14 protein-coding genes are annotated in these 18681 nt (G+C 70.0%); 12 read left to right on the forward strand and 2 right to left on the reverse strand.

Features of this window, described 5'->3' with window-relative positions; translation table 11 throughout:
* The first annotated feature begins 99 nt into the window (after positions 1 to 99).
* From ABT078_RS00055 to ABT078_RS00085, 7 genes are all read left to right on the forward strand, one after another.
* Complete coding sequence (locus tag ABT078_RS00055; protein ID WP_351222084.1) at positions 100 to 1299, forward strand: ROK family transcriptional regulator; 1200 nt, start codon at positions 100 to 102, stop codon at positions 1297 to 1299.
* Positions 1300 to 1419: 120 nt separating this feature from the next.
* Complete coding sequence (locus ABT078_RS00060; RefSeq protein ID WP_351222086.1) at positions 1420 to 2532, forward strand: substrate-binding domain-containing protein; 1113 nt, start codon at positions 1420 to 1422, stop codon at positions 2530 to 2532.
* 212 nt (positions 2533 to 2744) lie between these two features.
* Positions 2745 to 3533, forward strand: a complete 789-nt coding sequence (locus tag ABT078_RS00065) for an ATP-binding cassette domain-containing protein (protein WP_351222088.1) — start codon at positions 2745 to 2747, stop codon at positions 3531 to 3533.
* Positions 3530 to 4822 carry a sugar ABC transporter permease gene (locus ABT078_RS00070; protein WP_351222090.1) on the forward strand — a complete coding sequence of 431 codons (1293 nt, stop codon included), beginning with the start codon at positions 3530 to 3532 and terminating at the stop codon, positions 4820 to 4822. The genes ABT078_RS00065 and ABT078_RS00070 overlap by 4 nt, the downstream gene beginning before the upstream one ends.
* 182 nt (positions 4823 to 5004) lie before the next feature.
* Positions 5005 to 6927, forward strand: coding sequence for a 1-deoxy-D-xylulose-5-phosphate synthase (gene dxs, locus ABT078_RS00075; protein WP_351222092.1), 1923 nt, complete (start codon positions 5005 to 5007; stop codon positions 6925 to 6927).
* 185 nt (positions 6928 to 7112) lie between these two features.
* Positions 7113 to 8591: an amino acid permease gene (locus tag ABT078_RS00080; protein WP_502981138.1), complete on the forward strand. Its 1479-nt coding sequence runs from the start codon at positions 7113 to 7115 to the stop codon at positions 8589 to 8591.
* 63 nt (positions 8592 to 8654) lie between these two features.
* Complete coding sequence (locus ABT078_RS00085) at positions 8655 to 10151, forward strand: ArnT family glycosyltransferase (protein WP_351222096.1); 1497 nt, start codon at positions 8655 to 8657, stop codon at positions 10149 to 10151.
* Here ABT078_RS00085 and ABT078_RS00090 read toward each other — a convergent pair.
* Positions 10127 to 10513, reverse strand: a complete 387-nt coding sequence (locus ABT078_RS00090) for a PIN domain-containing protein (protein ID WP_351222098.1) — start codon at positions 10511 to 10513, stop codon at positions 10127 to 10129. The two genes, ABT078_RS00085 and ABT078_RS00090, sit on opposite strands and share 25 nt — an antisense overlap.
* A 114-nt stretch (positions 10514 to 10627) precedes the next feature.
* Here ABT078_RS00090 and ABT078_RS00095 point away from each other — a divergent pair, with 114 nt between their 5' ends.
* Complete coding sequence (locus ABT078_RS00095) at positions 10628 to 11785, forward strand: PLL family lectin (RefSeq protein WP_351222100.1); 1158 nt, start codon at positions 10628 to 10630, stop codon at positions 11783 to 11785.
* A 93-nt stretch (positions 11786 to 11878) separates the two neighbouring features.
* Here ABT078_RS00095 and ABT078_RS00100 read toward each other — a convergent pair whose 3' ends face one another.
* Positions 11879 to 12877, reverse strand: a complete 999-nt coding sequence (locus ABT078_RS00100) for a hypothetical protein (protein WP_351222102.1) — start codon at positions 12875 to 12877, stop codon at positions 11879 to 11881.
* A gap of 24 nt (positions 12878 to 12901) precedes the next feature.
* Here ABT078_RS00100 and ABT078_RS00105 point away from each other — a divergent pair, with 24 nt between their 5' ends.
* The 4 genes from ABT078_RS00105 to ABT078_RS00120 all read left to right on the forward strand — a co-directional run bounded on the left by ABT078_RS00105 (position 12902) and on the right by ABT078_RS00120 (position 18670).
* Positions 12902 to 14110 (forward strand): CapA family protein, encoded by a 1209-nt coding sequence (locus ABT078_RS00105; protein ID WP_351222104.1) that lies wholly within the window; start codon positions 12902 to 12904, stop codon positions 14108 to 14110.
* Positions 14111 to 14300: 190 nt separating this feature from the next.
* On the forward strand, positions 14301 to 16535 hold the full coding sequence (locus tag ABT078_RS00110; RefSeq protein WP_351222106.1) for a cache domain-containing protein: 2235 nt from the start codon (positions 14301 to 14303) through the stop codon (positions 16533 to 16535).
* A gap of 6 nt (positions 16536 to 16541) precedes the next feature.
* Entirely contained in the window at positions 16542 to 18191 is a 1650-nt protein-coding gene (gene pgsB / locus ABT078_RS00115; protein ID WP_351222108.1) for a poly-gamma-glutamate synthase PgsB, read from the forward strand.
* Entirely contained in the window at positions 18188 to 18670 is a 483-nt protein-coding gene (locus tag ABT078_RS00120; protein ID WP_351222110.1) for a poly-gamma-glutamate biosynthesis protein PgsC/CapC, read from the forward strand. Before pgsB ends, ABT078_RS00120 begins: the two co-directional genes overlap by 4 nt.
* The last annotated feature ends 11 nt before the right edge of the window (positions 18671 to 18681 follow it).

Genomic DNA, 18681 nt, shown 5'->3' on the forward strand with positions numbered 1-18681 from the left:
TAAGAGTTCACAAGTTGGAGAGACGTCGGGGTTCCCTAGCGGCGCCCCGCGCCGGGGCGGCGGTCGCGCCGCCCGCCGTGGGCAGGAGTGGATGAGTCGATGGAGACTCCGGGGTCGCAGACATCTCTGCATCGGGCCAATCTCGAGCGGGTCGTACGTGCCGTGCGCATGGCCGGCTCGCTCACCCAGGCCGAGATCGCGAGGAGTACGGGCCTCTCCGCCGCCACGGTGTCCAACATCGTTCGTGAACTGAAGGACGGCGGCACGGTCGACGTCACCCCGACCTCGTCCGGCGGCCGCCGGGCCCGCAGCGTCTCCCTCAGCGGCGACGCAGGCATCGTCATCGGCGTCGATTTCGGCCACACCCATCTGCGTGTCGCCCTCGGGAACCTCGCCCACCAGGTGCTCGCCGAGGAGTCCGAGCCGCTGGACGTCGACGCCTCGTCCGCCGAGGGCTTCGACCGGGCGGAGCAGCTGGTCAAACGGCTCGTCGAGACCACCGGGATCGGCCGGGACAAGGTGATCGGCGTCGGTCTCGGCGTACCGGGACCCATCGACGTCGAGTCGGGGACGCTCGGCTCCACCTCGATCCTGCCGGGCTGGTCCGGGATCAACCCCAGCAACGAGCTCTCCCGCAGGCTCGGCGTGCCCGTGTACGTCGACAACGACGCCAACCTCGGCGCGCTCGGCGAGCTCGTCTGGGGCAGCGGGCGCGGGGTCAGGGATCTCGCGTACATCAAGGTCGGCAGCGGCGTCGGCGCCGGGCTGGTGATAGGCGGCCAGATCTACCGGGGGCCGGGCGGCACGGCCGGCGAGATCGGGCACATCACGCTGGACGAGTCGGGGCCCGTCTGCCGCTGCGGGAACCGGGGCTGTCTGGAGACCTTCGCGGCCGCCCGGTACGTCCTGCCGCTGCTGCAGCCCAGCCACGGCCCGGAGCTGACGATGGAGCGCGTCGTGCAGCTGGCGCGCGAGGGGGACCCGGGCTGCCGGCGGGTGATCGCCGACGTGGGGCGGCACATCGGCAGCGGGGTGGCGAACCTGTGCAACCTGCTCAACCCCAGCCGGGTGGTCCTGGGCGGAAATCTCGCGGAAGCGGGAGAATTGGTACTTGCGCCGATCCGTGAATCGGTCTCCCGGTACGCGATTCCGAGCGCGGCCCGGCAGCTCTCCGTACTCCCGGGTGCGCTCGGAGGACGGGCCGAGGTGCTGGGCGCGCTGGCACTCGTGCTCAGCGAAATGGGCGATTCAACACTTTTGGACAGCTCGGTCCCGGCCGGAGAGCCTGCCTTCACTTAGATAACGAATGGCACCGTTGTCATCTCGTTAAGGATTTACTCCTTGACGTCGGCCTGGCAGCCGAGTTGACTTCCAGGCACCTCGGCCGCAACGACGCGGCCTCGTCAGGGAGGTTTCTGAATGAACACGCAGATGCGTCGTGCCGCCGTGGCTGTGGCCGCCACCGCGATGGCTGTGTCCCTCGCCGCCTGTGGTAGCGCCAAGGAGTCCGGGGACAACGGCGACAAGACCGGTGCCGCGAAGGGCGACGACCTCACCATCGGTCTCCTGCTCCCCGAGAACCAGACCGCGCGCTACGAGAAGTTCGACAAGCCGCTCATCGAGAAGAAGATCAGCGAGCTCACGAACGGCAAGGCCAAGGTCGTCTACGCCAACGCCAAGCAGGACGCGACCCTGCAGACCCAGCAGGTCGACACCATGATCACCAACAAGGTCGACGCGCTGATCGTGGACGCGGTCGACTCGAAGGCGATCGCGGGCGGCGTGAAGAAGGCCAAGGAGGCCGGTATCCCGGTCGTCGCCTTCGACCGCCTGGCCGAGGGACCGATCGACGCGTACACCTCGTTCGACAACGAAGAGGTCGGCCGCGTCCAGGGCAAGGCGCTCCTCGAGGCCCTGGGTGACAAGGCCAAGGACGGCCAGATCGTGATGATGAACGGCGCGATCACCGACCCGAACGCCGCCCTCTTCAAGAAGGGCGCGAAGGCCGAGCTCGAGGGCAAGGTGAACGTCGGCAAGGAGTACGACACCAAGGAGTGGAAGCCGGAGAACGCCAACGCCAACATGGAGGCGGCGATCTCGGCCCTCGGCAAGGACAAGATCATCGGTGTCTACTCCGCGAACGACGGCATGGCGGGCGGCATCATCACGGCCCTGAAGGCCGGCGGCTTCTCCAATCTCCCCCCGGTCACCGGCCAGGACGCCGAACTCGCCGGTGTGCAGCGCATCGTCGCGGGTGAGCAGTTCATGAGCGTCTACAAGCCGTACGCTCCCGAGGCCGCCGCCGCCGCCGAGATGGCCGTGGCGCTCGCCAAGGGTGAGAAGCTCGGCTCCATCGAGACGTCCCGCGTCGACAGCCCCACCAACAAGGCCATCCCCTCCGTCCTCGTCCCGGTCGTCTCGCTGACCAAGGACAACATCAAGGACACCGTGATCAAGGACGGCGTCTACACCGTCGCCGACATCTGCACGCCGAAGTACAAGGCCGCCTGCGACGCGCTCGGCCTCAAGTAGGCCGCACGACCAGTGGGGTCGCACGACCTGACCGAGGTCACCCGCGGCCCCACCGAGGTCACCAGAGGCCTGTCCGGTGCCCCGCCCCACCCCAGCCCCCGCTAACGGGGCGGGGTACCGGACAGAAACGCTACTCCCGAGTTTTTGGCTACTGCTCAACCACCGCGCCACCCCACCGGTGCGGTATCCCCGCCGGTCAGGCGGCGAAGGAGATGGTTCACGTGTCCGCTACGCCCGTGCTGGCGTTGCGCGGGGTCTCCAAGCGGTTCGGTGCCGTTCAGGCGCTCACCGACGTAGAGCTTGAGGTCCACGGCGGCGAGGTGGTCGCCCTCGTAGGCGACAACGGCGCCGGAAAGTCCACGCTGGTCAAGACGATCGCCGGTGTGCACCCCATCGATGAAGGCGTCATCGAGTGGGAGGGCAAGGCCGTATCGATCGGCAGGCCGCACGACGCCCAGAACCTGGGCATCGCGACCGTCTACCAGGACCTCGCGCTGTGCGACAACATCGACGTCGTCGGCAACCTCTACCTCGGCCGGGAGCTGCGCAAGCGCGGCATCCTCGACGAGGTCGAGATGGAGCGCCGCTCCCGCGAGCTCCTCAGCACCCTGTCGATCCGCATCCCCAGCGTCCGCATCCCGATCGCCTCGCTCTCCGGCGGCCAGCGCCAGACCGTGGCCATCGCCCGCTCGATGCTCGGCGAGCCCAAGCTCGTCATCCTCGACGAGCCCACCGCCGCCCTCGGCGTCGAGCAGACCGCACAGGTGCTCGATCTGGTGGAGCGGCTGCGCGAGCGCGGCCACGCGGTCATCCTCATCAGCCACAACATGGCCGATGTGAAGGCCGTCGCCGACAAGGTCGCGGTGCTCCGGCTCGGCCGGAACAACGGCGTCTTCGACGTCAAGTCCACCTCGCAGGAAGAGATCATCTCCGCCATCACCGGCGCCACGGAAAACGCCGTGACCCGTCGTGCGGCGCGCACCACGGAGGCGCAGAAGTGAGTACCGAAAAGACCTCCGCTCCCGCCGGCGGACACCAGGTGGTGAACCCGGACGCCGCGCACGACGCGGTCACCGCGGTCGACCCCCGCCTGCTGGTCCGCGAGCAGGGCCTCGCGGGCTACCTGTCCGAGTTCAGGCGCAAGCTGCACGCCGGTGACCTGGGCTCGATCCCGGTCGTCATCGGCCTGCTCCTCATCTGCGTGATCTTCCAGAGCCTGAACTCCCAGTTCCTCTCCGCGCAGAACCTCAGCAACATCGCCGTCACGATGGTCGCCACCGGCATGATGGCCGTCGGCATCATCTTCGTGCTGCTGCTCGGTGAGATCGACCTGTCGGTCGGCTCGGTAAGCGGTGTGTCCGGCGCCATCGTCGCCGTCATGACCGTCTCCCAGGGCATGAACGAGTGGCTCGCCATCCTCGTCGCGCTCGTGAGCGGCGCGGCCATCGGCGCGCTCCACGGCTTCTTCTTCGCGAAGATCGGCGCACCGGCCTTCGCCGTCACCCTGGCGGGACTGCTCTTCTGGCTGGGCTTCATGCTCCAGCTCCTCGGCAACCAGGGCACCATCAACCTGGACAGCGACGGCGTCGTCGCCCAGCTGACCACCTACTTCTTCACGGACGTGGCGGCGGCCTACGGCTTCGCCGCGGTCGCGGTGGTGATCTTCTTCCTCTCGTCGTTCGTCGACAGCCGCCGCCGTGAGGCCGCCGGAATTCCGTCCCGGCCGCTCTCGGACATCGTGTTCCGCACGGTCCTGCTGGCTCTGGTCGCCTTCGCCGCCGCGTACATGTTCAACCAGTACAAGGGCCTGCCCCTCGCGCTGGTGCTGTTCCTGCTCGTCCTGGTGATCACGGACTTCGTGCTCCGGCGCACGGCGTACGGCCGCAAGATCTTCGCCCTCGGCGGCAGCGTCGAGGCGTCCCGCCGTGCCGGTATCAACGTCACGGCGGTCCGGATCTCGGTCTTCGCCATCGCCGGCACCTTCGCGGCCGTCGGCGGTCTGTTCTGGGCCTCCAAGATCTCGGCCGCGAACCAGAGCGCCGGTACGGGTGACCTCCTGATGAACGTCATCGCGGCGGCCGTCATCGGAGGCACCAGCCTCTTCGGTGGCCGCGGCCGCACCTGGAACGCCCTGCTCGGCGTCATGGTGATCGTCTCGATCCAGTACGGCCTCGCGCTCGAGGGCATCGCCACCCCGATTGTCTACATGATCACCGGCGGTGTGCTGCTCGCCACGGTCGTGATCGACTCGGTCACGCGCAAGACGCAGAAGACCGCGGGCCGCGCGTAGCGACATCCCCTGTCAGTGCCCGGCGCCGGGAACCGGCGCCGGGCACTGCTGTGTGTCCGATGTCATGTGTGCTCCGATGGCGTGACGCTCAACGCACCGCCCGATGACGGCAGCCGGGAGCGGAACATTAGACTCGACAAATCGTTGCCAAGCTCGACCAGCTCACACGCAAGGAGGCACGGGTGGCGCTGCTGACCCGTATCAAGGGACCGCGCGATCTGGACCGGCTCAGCCCGGAGCAGCTCGATCAGCTGGCCGCCGAGATCCGGACCTTCCTCGTGGACGCCGTCTCCAAGACCGGCGGACACCTCGGGCCCAACCTCGGCGTGGTCGAGCTGACCATCGCCCTGCACCGTGTCTTCGAGTCCCCGAAGGACAAGGTCCTCTGGGACACGGGCCACCAGAGCTATGTGCACAAGCTCCTGACCGGACGCCAGGACTTCTCCCGGCTGAAGATGAAGGGCGGCCTCTCCGGCTACCCCGCGCGTGCCGAGTCCGAGCACGACGTCATCGAGAACTCGCACGCCTCCACGGTCCTCGGCTGGGCGGACGGGCTCGCCAAGGCGAACGAGGTGCTGAAGAGGGACGACCACGTCGTCGCGGTCATCGGTGACGGTGCACTGACCGGCGGTATGGCCTGGGAAGCGCTCAACAACATCGCGGACGCCAAGGACCGCCCGCTCGTCATCGTGGTGAACGACAACGAGCGCTCCTACGCCCCGACGATCGGGGGCCTCGCCAACCATCTGGCGACCCTGCGCATCACCGACGGCTACGAGCGCTTCCTCGCCCGCGGCAAGGACATCCTGGAGCGCACCCCGGTCGTCGGGAAGCCGCTCTACGAGACGCTCCACGGCGCCAAGAAGGGGCTGAAGGACTTCATCGCCCCGCAGGGCATGTTCGAGGACCTCGGCCTCAAGTACGTCGGCCCCATCGACGGTCACGACATCGCCGCCCTGGAGTCCGCGCTGACCCGCGCCAAGCGGTTCGGCGGCCCCGTCATCGTCCACTGCCTCACCGAGAAGGGCCGTGGCTACCAGCCGGCCCTCCAGGACGACGCCGACCGCTTCCACGCCGTCGGCAAGATCCACCCCGACACGGGTCTGCCCATCGCCTCCTCCGGCGCCGACTGGACCTCCGTCTTCGGCGAGGAGATGGTCAAGCTCGGCCGGGAGCGCGAGGACATCGTCGCGATCACCGCCGCGATGCTCCAGCCCGTCGGTCTCGACCGGTTCGCGAAGGCCTTCCCCGAGCGGGTGTACGACGTCGGCATCGCCGAGCAGCACGGCGCGGTCTCGGCCGCGGGCCTCGCCACCGGCGGTGTGCACCCCGTCTTCGCGGTCTACGCGACGTTCCTCAACCGTGCCTTCGACCAGGTGCTGATGGATGTGGCACTGCACAAGTGCGGTGTCACATTCGTGCTCGACCGGGCCGGTGTCACCGGCACCGACGGCGCGTCCCACAATGGCATGTGGGACATGTCGATCCTCCAGGTCGTCCCCGGTCTCCGGCTTGCCGCCCCGCGCGACGCCGACCAGGTCCGCGCCCAGCTCCGCGAGGCCGTCGAGGTCAAGGACGCACCGACCGTCGTCCGCTTCTCCAAGGGCGCCGTCGGCCCCGCCGTCCCGGCCGTGGGCCGGATCGGCGGCATGGACGTCCTGCGCGAGCCCGGCACGGACCGGCCCGACGTCCTCCTGCTCTCCGTCGGCGCGCTCGCCCCGATGTGCCTGGAGATCGCCGACCTCCTCGACAAGCAGGGCATCTCCACGACGGTCGTCGACCCGCGCTGGGTCAAGCCGGTCGACGAGGCGCTCGCCCCGCTCGCCGAGCAGCACCGCGTCGTCGTCACCGTCGAGGACAACAGCCGCGTCGGCGGTGTCGGCTCCGCCGTCTCCCAGGCGCTGCGTGACGCCGACATCGACGTACCGCTGCGCGACTTCGGCATCCCGCCGCGCTTCCTGGACCATGCGTCCCGCAAGGAGGTCCTGGCCGAGATCGGGCTGACCGCGCCGGACATCGCGCGGCACGTCACCGGGCTGGTCTCCAGGCTGGACGGCCGCCTCGACGACGATCCCGCACAGGCCCCCGAGCCCGCGCGCGACTGACGGGCCTGTCACCCGGCGTACGCATTGGGCCGGTCGGAGCACCCCAGGGGGTCTCCGGCCGGCCCGTTCGTGTGAAAGGCACCGGCAGCGCGGGCGCGTTCCCCCACCCCTCTCGATCATGGGCATACGGCCATGGGTACGGAGGTACGCCGGTGAGTACGGACCAGCAGTCAAGCGATTCCGGGATGTTCCGGACCAAGACGGTCGAACAGTCGATCCGGGACACCGAAGAACCCGAGCATGCCCTCAAGAAATCCCTCTCGGCCTGGGACCTGACCGTCTTCGGTGTCGGCGTCATCATCGGCACCGGCATCTTCGTGCTCACCGGCAAGGTGGCCAAGGAGAACGCGGGACCCGCCACCGCGCTGGCCTTCGTCGCCGCGGGCATCGTCTGTGCGCTGGCCGCCCTCTGCTACGCCGAGTTCGCCTCCACCGTCCCGGTGGCCGGCTCGGCGTACACGTTCGCGTACGCCTCCCTCGGCGAGCTGCCGGCCTGGATCATCGGCTGGGACCTGGTTCTCGAGTTCGCACTGGGCACGGCCGTCGTCGCCGTCGGCTGGTCCGGCTATGTGCGCTCACTGATGGACAACGTGGGGTGGCACATGCCGGCAGCACTGTCCGGTCCTGATGTGCCGGGAGGAAGCTTCGACATCCTCGCCTTCGTGCTGGTCCTGGTGCTGACCGTGATCCTGGTGGTCGGAATGAAGCTGTCCGCCCGCATCACCGCGATCGTCGTCGCCATCAAGGTGACGGTGGTCCTGATCGTGATCATCGCGGGTCTGTTCTTCATCGTGGGCGACAACTACTCGCCGTTCATCCCCCCGGCCACCTCCCCGCCCGGCGGCGTCTCCGGCTGGGACGCCCCGCTGATCCAGCTGATGTTCGGCTACGAACCCACCAACTTCGGCGTCATGGGCATCTTCACCGCCGCCTCGGTCGTCTTCTTCGCCTTCATCGGCTTCGACGTGGTGGCCACCGCCGCCGAGGAGACCAAACTCCCGCAGCGCGACATGCCGCGCGGCATCCTCGGCTCGCTCCTCATCTGCACCGTGCTGTACGTCGCGGTCGCGCTCGTCGTGACCGGCATGCAGCACTACACCCAACTGTCCGTCAGCGCCCCGCTGGCCGACGCGTTCAAAGCCGTCGGCCATCCCTTCTACGCCGGTGTGATCAGTTTCGGCGCCGCCGTCGGCCTCACCACCGTGTGCCTGATCCTGCTTCTCGGGCAGACCCGGGTGTTCTTCGCGATGAGCCGCGACGGGCTCCTTCCGCGCTTCTTCTCCATCACCCACCCGAAGTACAGGACCCCCTACCGCCCGACCATCCTGCTCGGCGTGATCATCTCCGTCGTCGCCGGCTTCACGAGCATCAACGAGCTGGCGACCCTGGTGAACATCGGCACGCTCTTCGCGTTCGTCATGGTCGCCATCGGTGTGATGATCCTGCGCCGCACCCGCCCCGATCTGCACCGCGCCTTCCGCACCCCCTGGGTCCCGTACATCCCGATCCTCTCGATCGCCGCGACGGTGTGGCTGATGCTCAACCTGCCGGGTGAGACCTGGTTCCGCTTCGCCGTCTGGATGGCCGTCGGCATCGTCGTCTACTTCCTGTACGGGCGCGGCCACAGCCGCCTCGGCAAGGTGGGCAAGCAAGCCGTCTACTAGGGGTTCCGTTCGGCCCCGTATGTCCTGCTCAAGTGGGGCATATGGGGCCCCTAGTGTGAGCGCATGCTCGCCGAGCCGCCGCCATCGCTGCGGTACGCATCCCCACGCGCGTCCACGACCGCCGCCCCCGAGGGCCGGTCAGCCGGCTACTGGCGGCGACTGCTCCCCGTCCTCGCCGTCCTCGCCGTCGTTACCCGCCTGCCCTCCTTCCGGCATCCGCTGTGGAACCCGGACGAGGGCTACCTCGCCGTCCAGGCCCGCATACTCGCCGACGGGGGATCGCTCTACGAGACCGTCGTCGACCGCAAACCGCCACTTCTGCCCTGGCTGTACGAGCTGTGCTTCGCGGTTTTCGGTGACGACTCGCTGCACCCGCTCAAGGTCCTCGCGGTCCTTGCCCAGCTGCTCACCGCCACGACCCTGGCCGCCACCGCCCGCGACCGCTGGGGCGACCGGGCCGGACGGACCGCGGGCGTGCTTTATCTGCTGGTGTCGATCGGGCTCAACCCCGAGGACGCTCAGGCGGCGACCTTCGAGATCTTCATGCTGCCGTTCACGGCCGCGGCGGTGTACTGCGCGGGCAGGGGCCGCTGGACGGGGGCGGGGCTCGCCGTCGCGGGGGCGTTCCTGGCGAAACAGACCGGCGGGGCCGTCCTCGTGCCCGTGCTGTGGCTCCTCTGGCACGGCTCACCGCGGCGCTCACCGCAGCGAGCGGACCTGGTGCGGCTGGCCCTCGCCCTCGTGGTGCCCGTGCTCGGCGCAGCCCTGCTGACCGATCCGTCGGGCTTTCTCTTCTGGACGGTGACCGGCTCCGGCGCGTACGCCACCTTCACCGGCTCCGAACTCCACGTCCTCTTCCGGGCGCTGGCGAACACCGCACTGCTCTGCGCCGCCTGCGCCGGACTGATCCCGCCCGTCGTGCGCGTCGTACGGGTCGCCAGGGCGGCAGCCGTCGACCTCTGGCTGTGGCTGGGCGCGTCGGCGGTGGCCGTCCTCGCCGGTTTCCACTTCTTCGGCCACTACTATCTGCAGCTCCTCCCGCCGCTCACACTGCTCGCGGCGGCGGCCCTGCAGGTCCTGCCCCGCGACCGGCTCGCGACCGCGGTGCTCACCTCGGCCGCCGCCTGCGCGCTCTTCCTCGCCTGGGGCCTGCTGGCGCCCCGGCCCGAGCTCGCGCACGCGCACCGGCTCGCCGCCCAGCTGCAGCACCGCACGGCCCCCGAGGACCGGGTGCTGCTGTGGGGCATGCATCCGGAGACGTACTGGCTCGCCGACCGGGCCCCTGCCAGCCGCTATCTCACCGCCGGGCTGCTCACCAACTACAGCGGCGGGCGCGACGGCCCTCAGGTGGGTGAGAAACACGCGGTCGCGGGCGCCTGGCCGGTCCTCGTGACCGAGCTCAGGGAGCGCCCGCCGGCGCTGATCGTCGACGACTCGCGCGGCAAGCCGTACGCCCCCGAGTACCTGCCCACGCTGCGCCGGCTGCTGGCCGGGCGCTACGAGCCCCTCCCGGACCAGATCGACGGCGCGGTCCTCTACGTTCGCTCGCCGGGAGGCTGACGTACGGTCCTGGGCCCGGCGCACGCGGCCCCGAGGGCCTCGACCCGCTCGCGCAGCCCCCGGTCGGCGGTCACCACGACACGGGTACGGTCCGGGGCCGCCCGGACCAGCTCCACGATGTGGTCGTCGCCGCTGCCGGGCGCCGACTCGACCCGCACCTCGGGGAGGCTCTCCACCCCCCGGGCCCGGCCCTCGACGACCAGCACCACCTCGGCCGGGCCCGGATGTCCCGGAATGCCGTCCCGCGCGAACGGAACGAGTCCGTCACGTAGCCGCTCGGTGGCGCCGAAACGGTCCCGCCACCAGCCGTCCGGGACCGAGCCGACCACGTTCGCGGCGTCGACGATCATGAGAATCCGCATGTCAGGAGGCTGTCACAAGGGAGTCGTCCGCCGCGGGGATCCGCTGGTTCGGCAAGTGTTATCGTCACGTGAATCAAGCGCTCGCACAGCGCTCAGGGAAGGTGGCAACGGGCGATGGCACTGCGGTCTGCGCGGAGATCGAAGCGGCGGACGGACGAGGCCCAGCGGCCCGGGGAGCAGTCGCGCCCCACGGCCCGGGCGACGCCGTCGCTCCCGGCGGACCCTTCCCTGCCGCCGACCGCCGGCTGGCTGCTGCGCGGCAAGGACGGCCGGCTCTCCGCGTACGCGCCGGGTGCCGAGGGTGTCCTGCGCTGGACCGAGACCCGGCCCGGCGGACCCGAGTGGGAGGGGCCGCAGATCTTTCCCGCGCAGGGAGTGCTGCCGTCCCTGGGCATGGCCCAGGGCAGCGACGGCTATGCGCAGCTCGTCGGGCTGCGGCACACGCACTCGGCGGACGGCGAGCTCATCACCGATCTGGCGATGGCCATCCAGTACCAGTCGGGCCGCCCCATGCGCGAGTGGAGCAGCTTCGGGACGCCGTACCCGAAGAGCAAGGAGCTCTCCGACCGGATCGGCCGGCCGTCGGCAGCCGTGGACACCAACGGTCTGCTCCATGCGTTCATACGCAACGCCGGCGGTGGTGTGTGCGGCCGCACGCAGCACGCCAACGGCCGCTGGGGCTCGTGGGCCGACCTCAAGGGCAGCAATGTGCTCGGCGTGCCGGCCGTCACGCTGACCGACGCAGGCGTCATGGAGGTCCTGGCCGTGTCCAAGGACCGGGTGCTGCGCTGGGTGCAGGAAACCCCGGGAGCCCTCTTCACGCGCGTCGACGACATCGAGGCCTCCGCGGTACCCGGCTCGCTGAGCGCCGAGCGCACCGGCCGCGGGCGGCTGACCCACTTCTGGCGCGAGGCCGCCACCGGCACCGTCCAGGCCTGGCGCGAGGGCATGGACGAGCCTGTCCCGCTGGGTGGCACCGGCGGTACGGGACCGGTCGCCCTGCTCCGTACGCCGGTCGACGGGCACGACTGCACGGTCATGGCGCAGCTCGGCCCGGACGGGCGTCCTTCGCTGGCCGCCTACCCGACCGAGGACGAGTCGGCGGGCGCGGTGTGGACCACGACGGGGGAACCCTGCGCCGGCGCCCCGGCGCTCGCGATCGACGGGACCGGACGCGTGGTGCTCGCCGCGTTCGGGGCCGACGGCACGCTGCGGGTGACGCGGCAGAAGGCAGAGTCGGGACTCGCGATGGAGGCGTGGACGGCCGTCTGAGCCGTCCTGAGCCGTCTGCTGTCCTAACCGTCCGCCCTCCCCGTCGGTGCCGCCTGCCGCCGCGCCGGCCGGGGTTGCCGGCCGGTCAGCCGGTCAGCCCGTGGGGCGGTCCGCCGGGCCGCCCGTGGACCACGCCGCCGTGACAGCGGTGACGGCCTCCGCCACGCGAGCAGCCCGGGCCCGGGACGTACGGACCGTGTTGCTGAACTCGACGTGCAGGAAGGCGACCCCTTCCTCCGCCGCCTTGCGGCCCTGCACATTGGTCCTGCCCTCGAGCGGGCACGAGCGCACCCAGGCGCGGCACACGTCGAAGTCGCGTGCGCGAAGGGCGTCGGCGAGGGCGCGCCCCTCGGGCCGTGCCACCTCGCCGTTGCCCATGGAGGCGATGACGTCGTAGCGCGGCGCCGAGTCATCGGCGAATCCGTGCAGCTGGAGGCCCGGCAGCCCGCGCCGGACGAGCTCGTCGCAGACGGCGTCGAAGACGCTGTCGGTACGGTGCGCCACATCGGACGCGTCCTCGCGCCCCGCGGCACGATGTGCTCCCGCGATCACCAGGATCCCGCCGCGCGAGCCTCGCAGCACGCTCACGCCGAGCTGCTCGGTGCGCTTGTCGGCGACGGGGTGGGGCACCTGCACGGACCAGGTCGCAGATGTGTCCAGATCGACATAGACCCGCCCCCAGCCCCGGGGCGAGCGCGCGTCCTCGGTGCGGTCGGCGATCTCCGCGTACCGCCGCCCCGTGGCGCTGTCGGTGACGGTCCGGATCTCGAAGTCCACGTCTGACAGCTGCTCCCGGGCCTGTTCGCGATCGCCGTCGAGGAGCAGCCCGACGCCTCGCGCGACCGCCCGCCGGTCGTCGCGTGACGGACGGCGATAGCCGCTGTCCTCACCGAACCGCGACGTGTACTCCCCGATCCGGCGCTCCAGGTCGACCGCCCCGGCGGGGCCCTGTGTCCGGCTGTCGGCGGACCGCTTACCCTCTGGGGAGCCGGTGCGCGGGGTGAGGGTCAAGAGAAGCCCGGTGAGCAGAGCTGCCGCAACGACGAGCGTTGTAGTCGCTATTGCTATCGTCTTGCTCCGGTTCGCGGTCATAGTCATACAAAGATATCCAGGGTGATGAAACGCTCTTCGCGCCGGTCGCTGACGACCTGCACAGCCATACTCGCGCTGCTCGGGGGTACCGCAGCCTGCGGTCCCTTCGGCTCGGACGACGAGAAGGCGGCCGCGGACAGCGGCAGCCCCACGTTCACGGTCGCAGCCGCCGGCGACATCCTCATTCATCCACAGCTGACCGAGCAGGCGCGCAAGGATGCCAAGGCCACCGGCAAGGGCGTGAAGGGGATCGACTTCGAACCCCTGATGGCCGGCATCAAGCCCGTCATCAGCAAGGCCGACCTGGGCATCTGCCACTTCGAGCCGGTCGTGGGCAAGCCCGAGGGGCCGTTCCAGAGCTACCCGGCCTTCCTGGTCCCGCCGCAGATCACCACCGCCATCAAGAGCGTCGGCTACGACATCTGCTCCACGGCGTCCAACCACACACTCGACCACGGCTACCCCGGTGTCGTCCGCACTCTGGACGCCATGGACGCTGCGGGCCTGAAGCACACCGGCTCGTTCCGCAACGCGGCGGAGGCGGCGAAGACGGCCATCGTGGACGTGAAGGGTGTCAAGGTCGCCCAGATCTCGTACGCCTTCGCCTTCAACGGCTTCGAGATCCCCGAGGACAAGCCCTGGCTGGTCAACCAGACCGACTTCAAGGCGATCGCCGCGGCCGAGAAGAAGGCGCGCAAGGACGGCGCCGACGTGGTGATCCTGAGTATCCACTGGGGGCGCGAGCACTGGCCGAATCCGAGCCGCTCGCAGCTCAGGCTCGGCCGCAAGCTCGCCAGGGAGACGGGCATCGACCTGATCATCGGCCATCACGCCCATGTCGTACAGCCGATGGAGAAGGTCGACGGCACCTGGATCGCGTACGGACTCGGCAATCAGGTCGCGCGGCACGACGTGCCGAGCGGGCTGACCGAGGAAGGCGCCATCGGCTGGTTCGAGTTCACGAAGCGGGGCGGCAGGTGGGACGTCCAGGCCAAGTACGTGCCGACGTTCGTGGATATCCCGCCGGATCCGGATGAGTCGGGCAAATTGCCCGAAGGGGCGGTCCAGGACCACCGGTTGATCGATGTCGCCGCCACCCTTCGGGACGGTGACGGTCTCGGCAAGGAGCAGGCCGCCCGCTACCGGCTGGCCTTCGAGCGCACCGAGGGCACGATGCTCAACCGCGGTGCGGCGAAGGACGGTCTGCAGCCGCTGGAAGGGCTTCCCGACTGATTCGCTGTCGGCCGGATCACATTTTTTCGTATTCGTACAACCGTTGTCGCGTTGGCGCGGTCACATGTTCCCGGTCCGCCCTTTTTCGAGTGTGAGGGCGCGCGCCTGCACGCCGTGAACTCCACGAGAGGAGCCTCCGTTGGCCGCTTCGCCCTCGAAGCGGCGGCACAAAGTCCGCCGAAGAGCCGACATGTCCCTGTTGGGTGGCATAAGGCCACCTATCGCCGTACTGTCTGTTCTGCTTCTCGCCCTGGCGGGCATCACCGCCCTTTCTCTCGGCCGTGCCGGTGACGACCGCATCCCGAAGGCCGTACTGACCTCCCAGCAGCACTTCGCCGAGGACGGCGCCATCGGCATGCGCGCCTCCATCGACGAGAGCGTCACGGACCTCACACGCACCGCGGAGCTGTTCAATGCGGCGGACCCCGTGTCCGCCGACGCCGTCCTGGACAAGATCGGCAACGTGTACCAGAAGTGGCTGGGCACGGCCGTCGTCGAGATCAAGTCGGGCAAGCTGCTCGCCGCCCGTGGTGAGAACGTGCCGCTGACCGCCATCGACCGCTCCAAGCTCGGCGGCGAGAACGGCCTCGCACCCCGCATGGTCCGGCTCCCCAACGGTGAGACCCGGCTGCTGTCCTTCGCCCTGCTCACCTGGCAGGGCGAGCCGCAGAAGCTGCTGGTCGCCTCCAGCGGCCTGAGGTTCCCCGGCATCAGCCTCGGCGGCTTCCGCGCCATCGCCGTCATCGACCAGGACGGCCACGTCCTCAGCCAGGACGGCATCCCCGAGCCCGAGCAGGTCCTCACCGACCTCCAGCGCGAGGAGGTCGCGGAGTCCAAGGAGCAGCTGAAGAAGTTCGCCACGATCGCCGCCGAGAAGGGCCGGCAGCACCCCGTCAAGGCGAAGGAGCCCGGCTCCGGCGGCTTCCGCGGGGTGAGCGGCAGTCTCACGGGTGGCATCTACCTCGGCGACCGCTCGCTCGCCGGATACGCCACCATGGCCGCGCCCCAGGCCGGCGAGACGACCGTCGCCACCGGGCTCGGCCTCACCGTCGTGGCGATGGTCAAGGTCGCAGAGGACCCCACAGGCACCAGCAGCCCGCTCTTCGGACTTCTCGCCGCGGGCGCCCTGCTCGTCATCGGCGGCATCACGGTCGCCCTGCTCCTCGGCACCGTGCAGCGTCCGCTGATCCGGCTGTTCCTCGAGAGCCGCCGCCTCACACGAGGCGACCTCACGCGCCCTGTGAGCGCACCCAGGTACGGCGAGACCGCGCGGATCGGCGCTGCCCTGGAACGGCTGCGCCGCCAGCTCCTCGGCGAGCCCGCCGACGCCCACGCACCGGCGACGCCCGCGCGGCGCCGCTTCGGCGCCACCACCCTGCTCGCCGTCTGCGGGGTGATCCTGCTCGTCTGGTCGGCGCCGCTCCTGCTGCTGCTCAACCGCGCCGGTGACTCGGTCGTCGTACCGCAGCAGATCGTCAACGACCAGCGCGAGCGCACCGACACCCTCACCGACCGGGTGCGCCGCGCACTCAACGAGGGCCACGCCGACCTTGCGTCGGTCGCGTCCCTCATCGGCGACCGCACCAAGCCGTCCCAGATGACCGAGGTCCTGGAGCGCACGGCGAACCAGCACCTTCGGTACCAGTCGCTGTACGTCCTCGACGCCGACGGCCAGGTCCTCGCCCAGGCGGGCGGCGACCCGCGCAGCCCCGCGGGCAAGGGCCCCGCCCCCGAGCCGATCAGGGTCCTCGACGACCAGGGTGAGGAGCCGGTGATCATCGGGACGGCGGAGGTGCCCGGCCGGCAGGGCGCCGCCGTGGTCGGCGAGTTCCGGATCGACTTCCTGAACTCCCTGCTCAAGCGGCCGGGGCTCGGCGCCGTCCGCGTCCTCGACGCGGAGCGTCGCGTCATCGCCGGCAACACCGGCTACCTCGCCTTCGAGGGGTTGCCGAGCGGCCGTCTCGACGCCCTCGTCGAAGGCACCAACCAGAAGGTGGGCATGAGCCCGCGCCCCAGCGGCGTCCTCTACCGGGACGGCGGCGACATCCAGATCGCCGCAGCCGCGCCCTTCGTGGGCGGCGGTGCGGCCAAGTCCCTCGGCTGGACCGTGGTGAGCTGGCAGCCCGCGTCCGGACTCGCCATCGCCGAGTACCACCTCCAGAACCGCACGGTCCTCGCCGGGCTGCTGGGCGTCACCGCGGCCACCGCCTGCCTGGGCTGGCTGTACATCGTCGTCGTCCGCCCCCTGCGCACCCTCGCCGCCCAGGCGGAGGCGCTCGCGGACGGCGACCGGCGCACCGTTCTCTATCCGCGACACCACGACGAGGTCGGCGCCGTCGTCCGCAGCCTTGAGCTCATCCGGCAGCAACTGCCGGCGCAGCAGCGCAAGCGCGACGCGGCGACGTCCCTCGCCGGAAGGAACTGACCCGGCATGCTCTTCCTCTACACCGTGCTGGTGGTGTGCAGTGGCATCCTCCTGATCGCGGGGATCGTCGAGCAGCGTCGCCACTTCGTCAATCTGGAGCACATACCGACGCGGGTCCTCGTCAACGGCATCCGCGGCAAGTCCTCCATCACGCGGCTGTGCGCGGGCGCGCTGCGCGGCGGCGAGCTGACCACGGTCGCCAAGACGACCGGGACGGCGGCCCGCTTCATCCATCCGGACGCCACCGAGGAGCCGGTCTACCGCAAGTTCGGCATCGCCAACGTCGTCGAGCAGATCGGCATCGTGCGCCGGGCCGCCGCGTACCACCCGGACGCCCTGGTGATGGAGTGCATGGCCGTCATGCCGGCCCTCCAGGAGATCAACCAGTCCAAGCTCATCCGCTCCACCATCGGCGTCCTGTGCAACGTCCGCGAGGACCACGTCGCCGAGATGGGCCCGACGCTCGACGACATCGCCCGCTCGCTGTCCCGCTCGATGCCGCACGGCGGCATCTGCGTCACCGCGGAGAAAGAGCGCTTCCACGTCCTCCAGGAGGAGGCCGACGCCCGGGACTGCAAGCTCGTCTACGCCGACCCCGAGATGGTCACCGACGAGGAGCTGCGCGGCTTCAGCTGGTTCACCTTCAAGGAGAACGTGGCGATCGCGCTCGTCGTCGCCGAGCTGCTGGGCGTCGACCGCAAGACCGCGCTGCAGGGCATGTACGAGGCCCCGCCGGACCCGGGTGTCCTCTCCGTCGAGCGGTACGTCGCGCCGGGCGGCAAGCGGCTGCGCTTCGCCAACGTCTTCGCGGCCAACGACCCCGAGTCGACGCTGATGAACATCAACCAGCTTCTCGATCTCGGGGCGATCAGCCGTCCGCTGAACGTGGTCATCAACTGCCGCCCCGACCGCGTCGAGCGCAACGGCCAGATGGGGCAGATCGTCCCGGACCTGCAGCCGGACAAGGTGTTCGTCATCGGCCACCCGGCCAAGAGCGCCATCGACGCGATCCCCGCCGAATGGCGCGACCGGGCCGTCGACCTCGGTGGCGACGGCCGGGACGGCGAGGAGTTCATGCACGAGCTGCTAGGCCACCTCGGCCCGGATTCCTCTCTCGTCGCCATCGGCAACATCCACGGCCAGGGCGAGCTGCTGCTCGAGCACCTGGCGGAACTCCCGGCCGACGACAGCGACAGCGCCGCCGAACTGTCCGCGCCGGCCGCTGCCGCTGTCGCTGTCGCTGCGGCACCGACCGCGCCCGCGGACCCCTCCGAGACCATGCAGCTGTACGCACCTCGTCTCGACCCGTACCAGCAGTACTCCGAGGCGTACGAGAGCAGGTATGCGCCCCGGCCTCAGGCGCACCAGGCATACCAAATGCCTCAGACCCACGCACCCCAGGCGCCTCAGGCCCAAGCACCTCACGCGCCCCAGGCTCCGCAGGCGCCTCAGGCCCAAGCACCTCACGCGCCCCAGGCTGCGCAGGCGCCTCAGGCCTACGCACCTCACGCGCCCCAGGTGCCTCAGGCACCCCATGTGCCCGTACAGCGCGGAGCCGAACAGGAGCGGCCCCGCAGCCTCTTCGAGCCCCGCGTCGCCCCGACACCCCCCGCCGACGACCCGCAGCAGTGGTACAGCCCAGGAGACCAGCGTTGATCCCCTCCGTCCTCACTCCCGAGATCGCCGCGGTCGGCATCGCCCTCGGGCTGCTCTTCTCCCTGGTCTGCTACCTGACGACCAACCTCTCGCCCGGCGGCATGATCACCCCGGGCTGGCTCGCGCTCACCCTCGTCGAGGACCTGCAGCGCGCCGCGATGGTCGTCGGCGTCACCGTCCTCGCGTACGTCTGCACGCTGCTGCTGCAGCGCTACGTGATCCTCTACGGCAAGCGGCTGTTCGCGGCGGTCGTGCTCACCGGCGTGATCCTGCAGGCCACGGTGATGATCGTGCTCTCGCTCGAATTCCCGCTGATGTACAGCAACCAGACGCTCGGATTCATCGTTCCCGGCCTGATCGCCTACCAGCTCGTGCGCCAGCCCAAGGGCCCGACGCTGCTCGCCACCGGTTCGGTGACGCTCATGGCCTATGTCGTTCTCACCGCCGGGATCCTCCTCGGCGTCATGCCGTCCGCCTGACCGCCCCACCG

Source organism: Streptomyces sp. NPDC002133 (assembly GCF_040296405.1).
Taxonomy (GTDB): domain Bacteria; phylum Actinomycetota; class Actinomycetes; order Streptomycetales; family Streptomycetaceae; genus Streptomyces.

Excerpts from the sequence above, each read along its gene's own strand:
- ABT078_RS00055 (WP_351222084.1), top strand. The coding sequence starts at position 100 with ATGGAGACTCCGGGGTCGCAGACATCTCTGCATCGGGCCAATCTCGAG.
- ABT078_RS00060 (WP_351222086.1), top strand. The coding sequence starts at position 1,420 with ATGAACACGCAGATGCGTCGTGCCGCCGTGGCTGTGGCCGCCACCGCG.
- ABT078_RS00065 (WP_351222088.1), top strand. The coding sequence starts at position 2,745 with ATGGTTCACGTGTCCGCTACGCCCGTGCTGGCGTTGCGCGGGGTCTCC.
- ABT078_RS00080 (WP_502981138.1), top strand. The coding sequence starts at position 7,113 with ATGTTCCGGACCAAGACGGTCGAACAGTCGATCCGGGACACCGAAGAA.
- ABT078_RS00085 (WP_351222096.1), top strand. The coding sequence starts at position 8,655 with ATGCTCGCCGAGCCGCCGCCATCGCTGCGGTACGCATCCCCACGCGCG.
- ABT078_RS00090 (WP_351222098.1), bottom strand. The coding sequence starts at position 10,513 with ATGCGGATTCTCATGATCGTCGACGCCGCGAACGTGGTCGGCTCGGTC.
- ABT078_RS00095 (WP_351222100.1), top strand. The coding sequence starts at position 10,628 with ATGGCACTGCGGTCTGCGCGGAGATCGAAGCGGCGGACGGACGAGGCC.
- ABT078_RS00100 (WP_351222102.1), bottom strand. The coding sequence starts at position 12,877 with ATGACCGCGAACCGGAGCAAGACGATAGCAATAGCGACTACAACGCTC.
- ABT078_RS00105 (WP_351222104.1), top strand. The coding sequence starts at position 12,902 with ATGAAACGCTCTTCGCGCCGGTCGCTGACGACCTGCACAGCCATACTC.
- ABT078_RS00110 (WP_351222106.1), top strand. The coding sequence starts at position 14,301 with ATGTCCCTGTTGGGTGGCATAAGGCCACCTATCGCCGTACTGTCTGTT.
- pgsB (WP_351222108.1), top strand. The coding sequence starts at position 16,542 with ATGCTCTTCCTCTACACCGTGCTGGTGGTGTGCAGTGGCATCCTCCTG.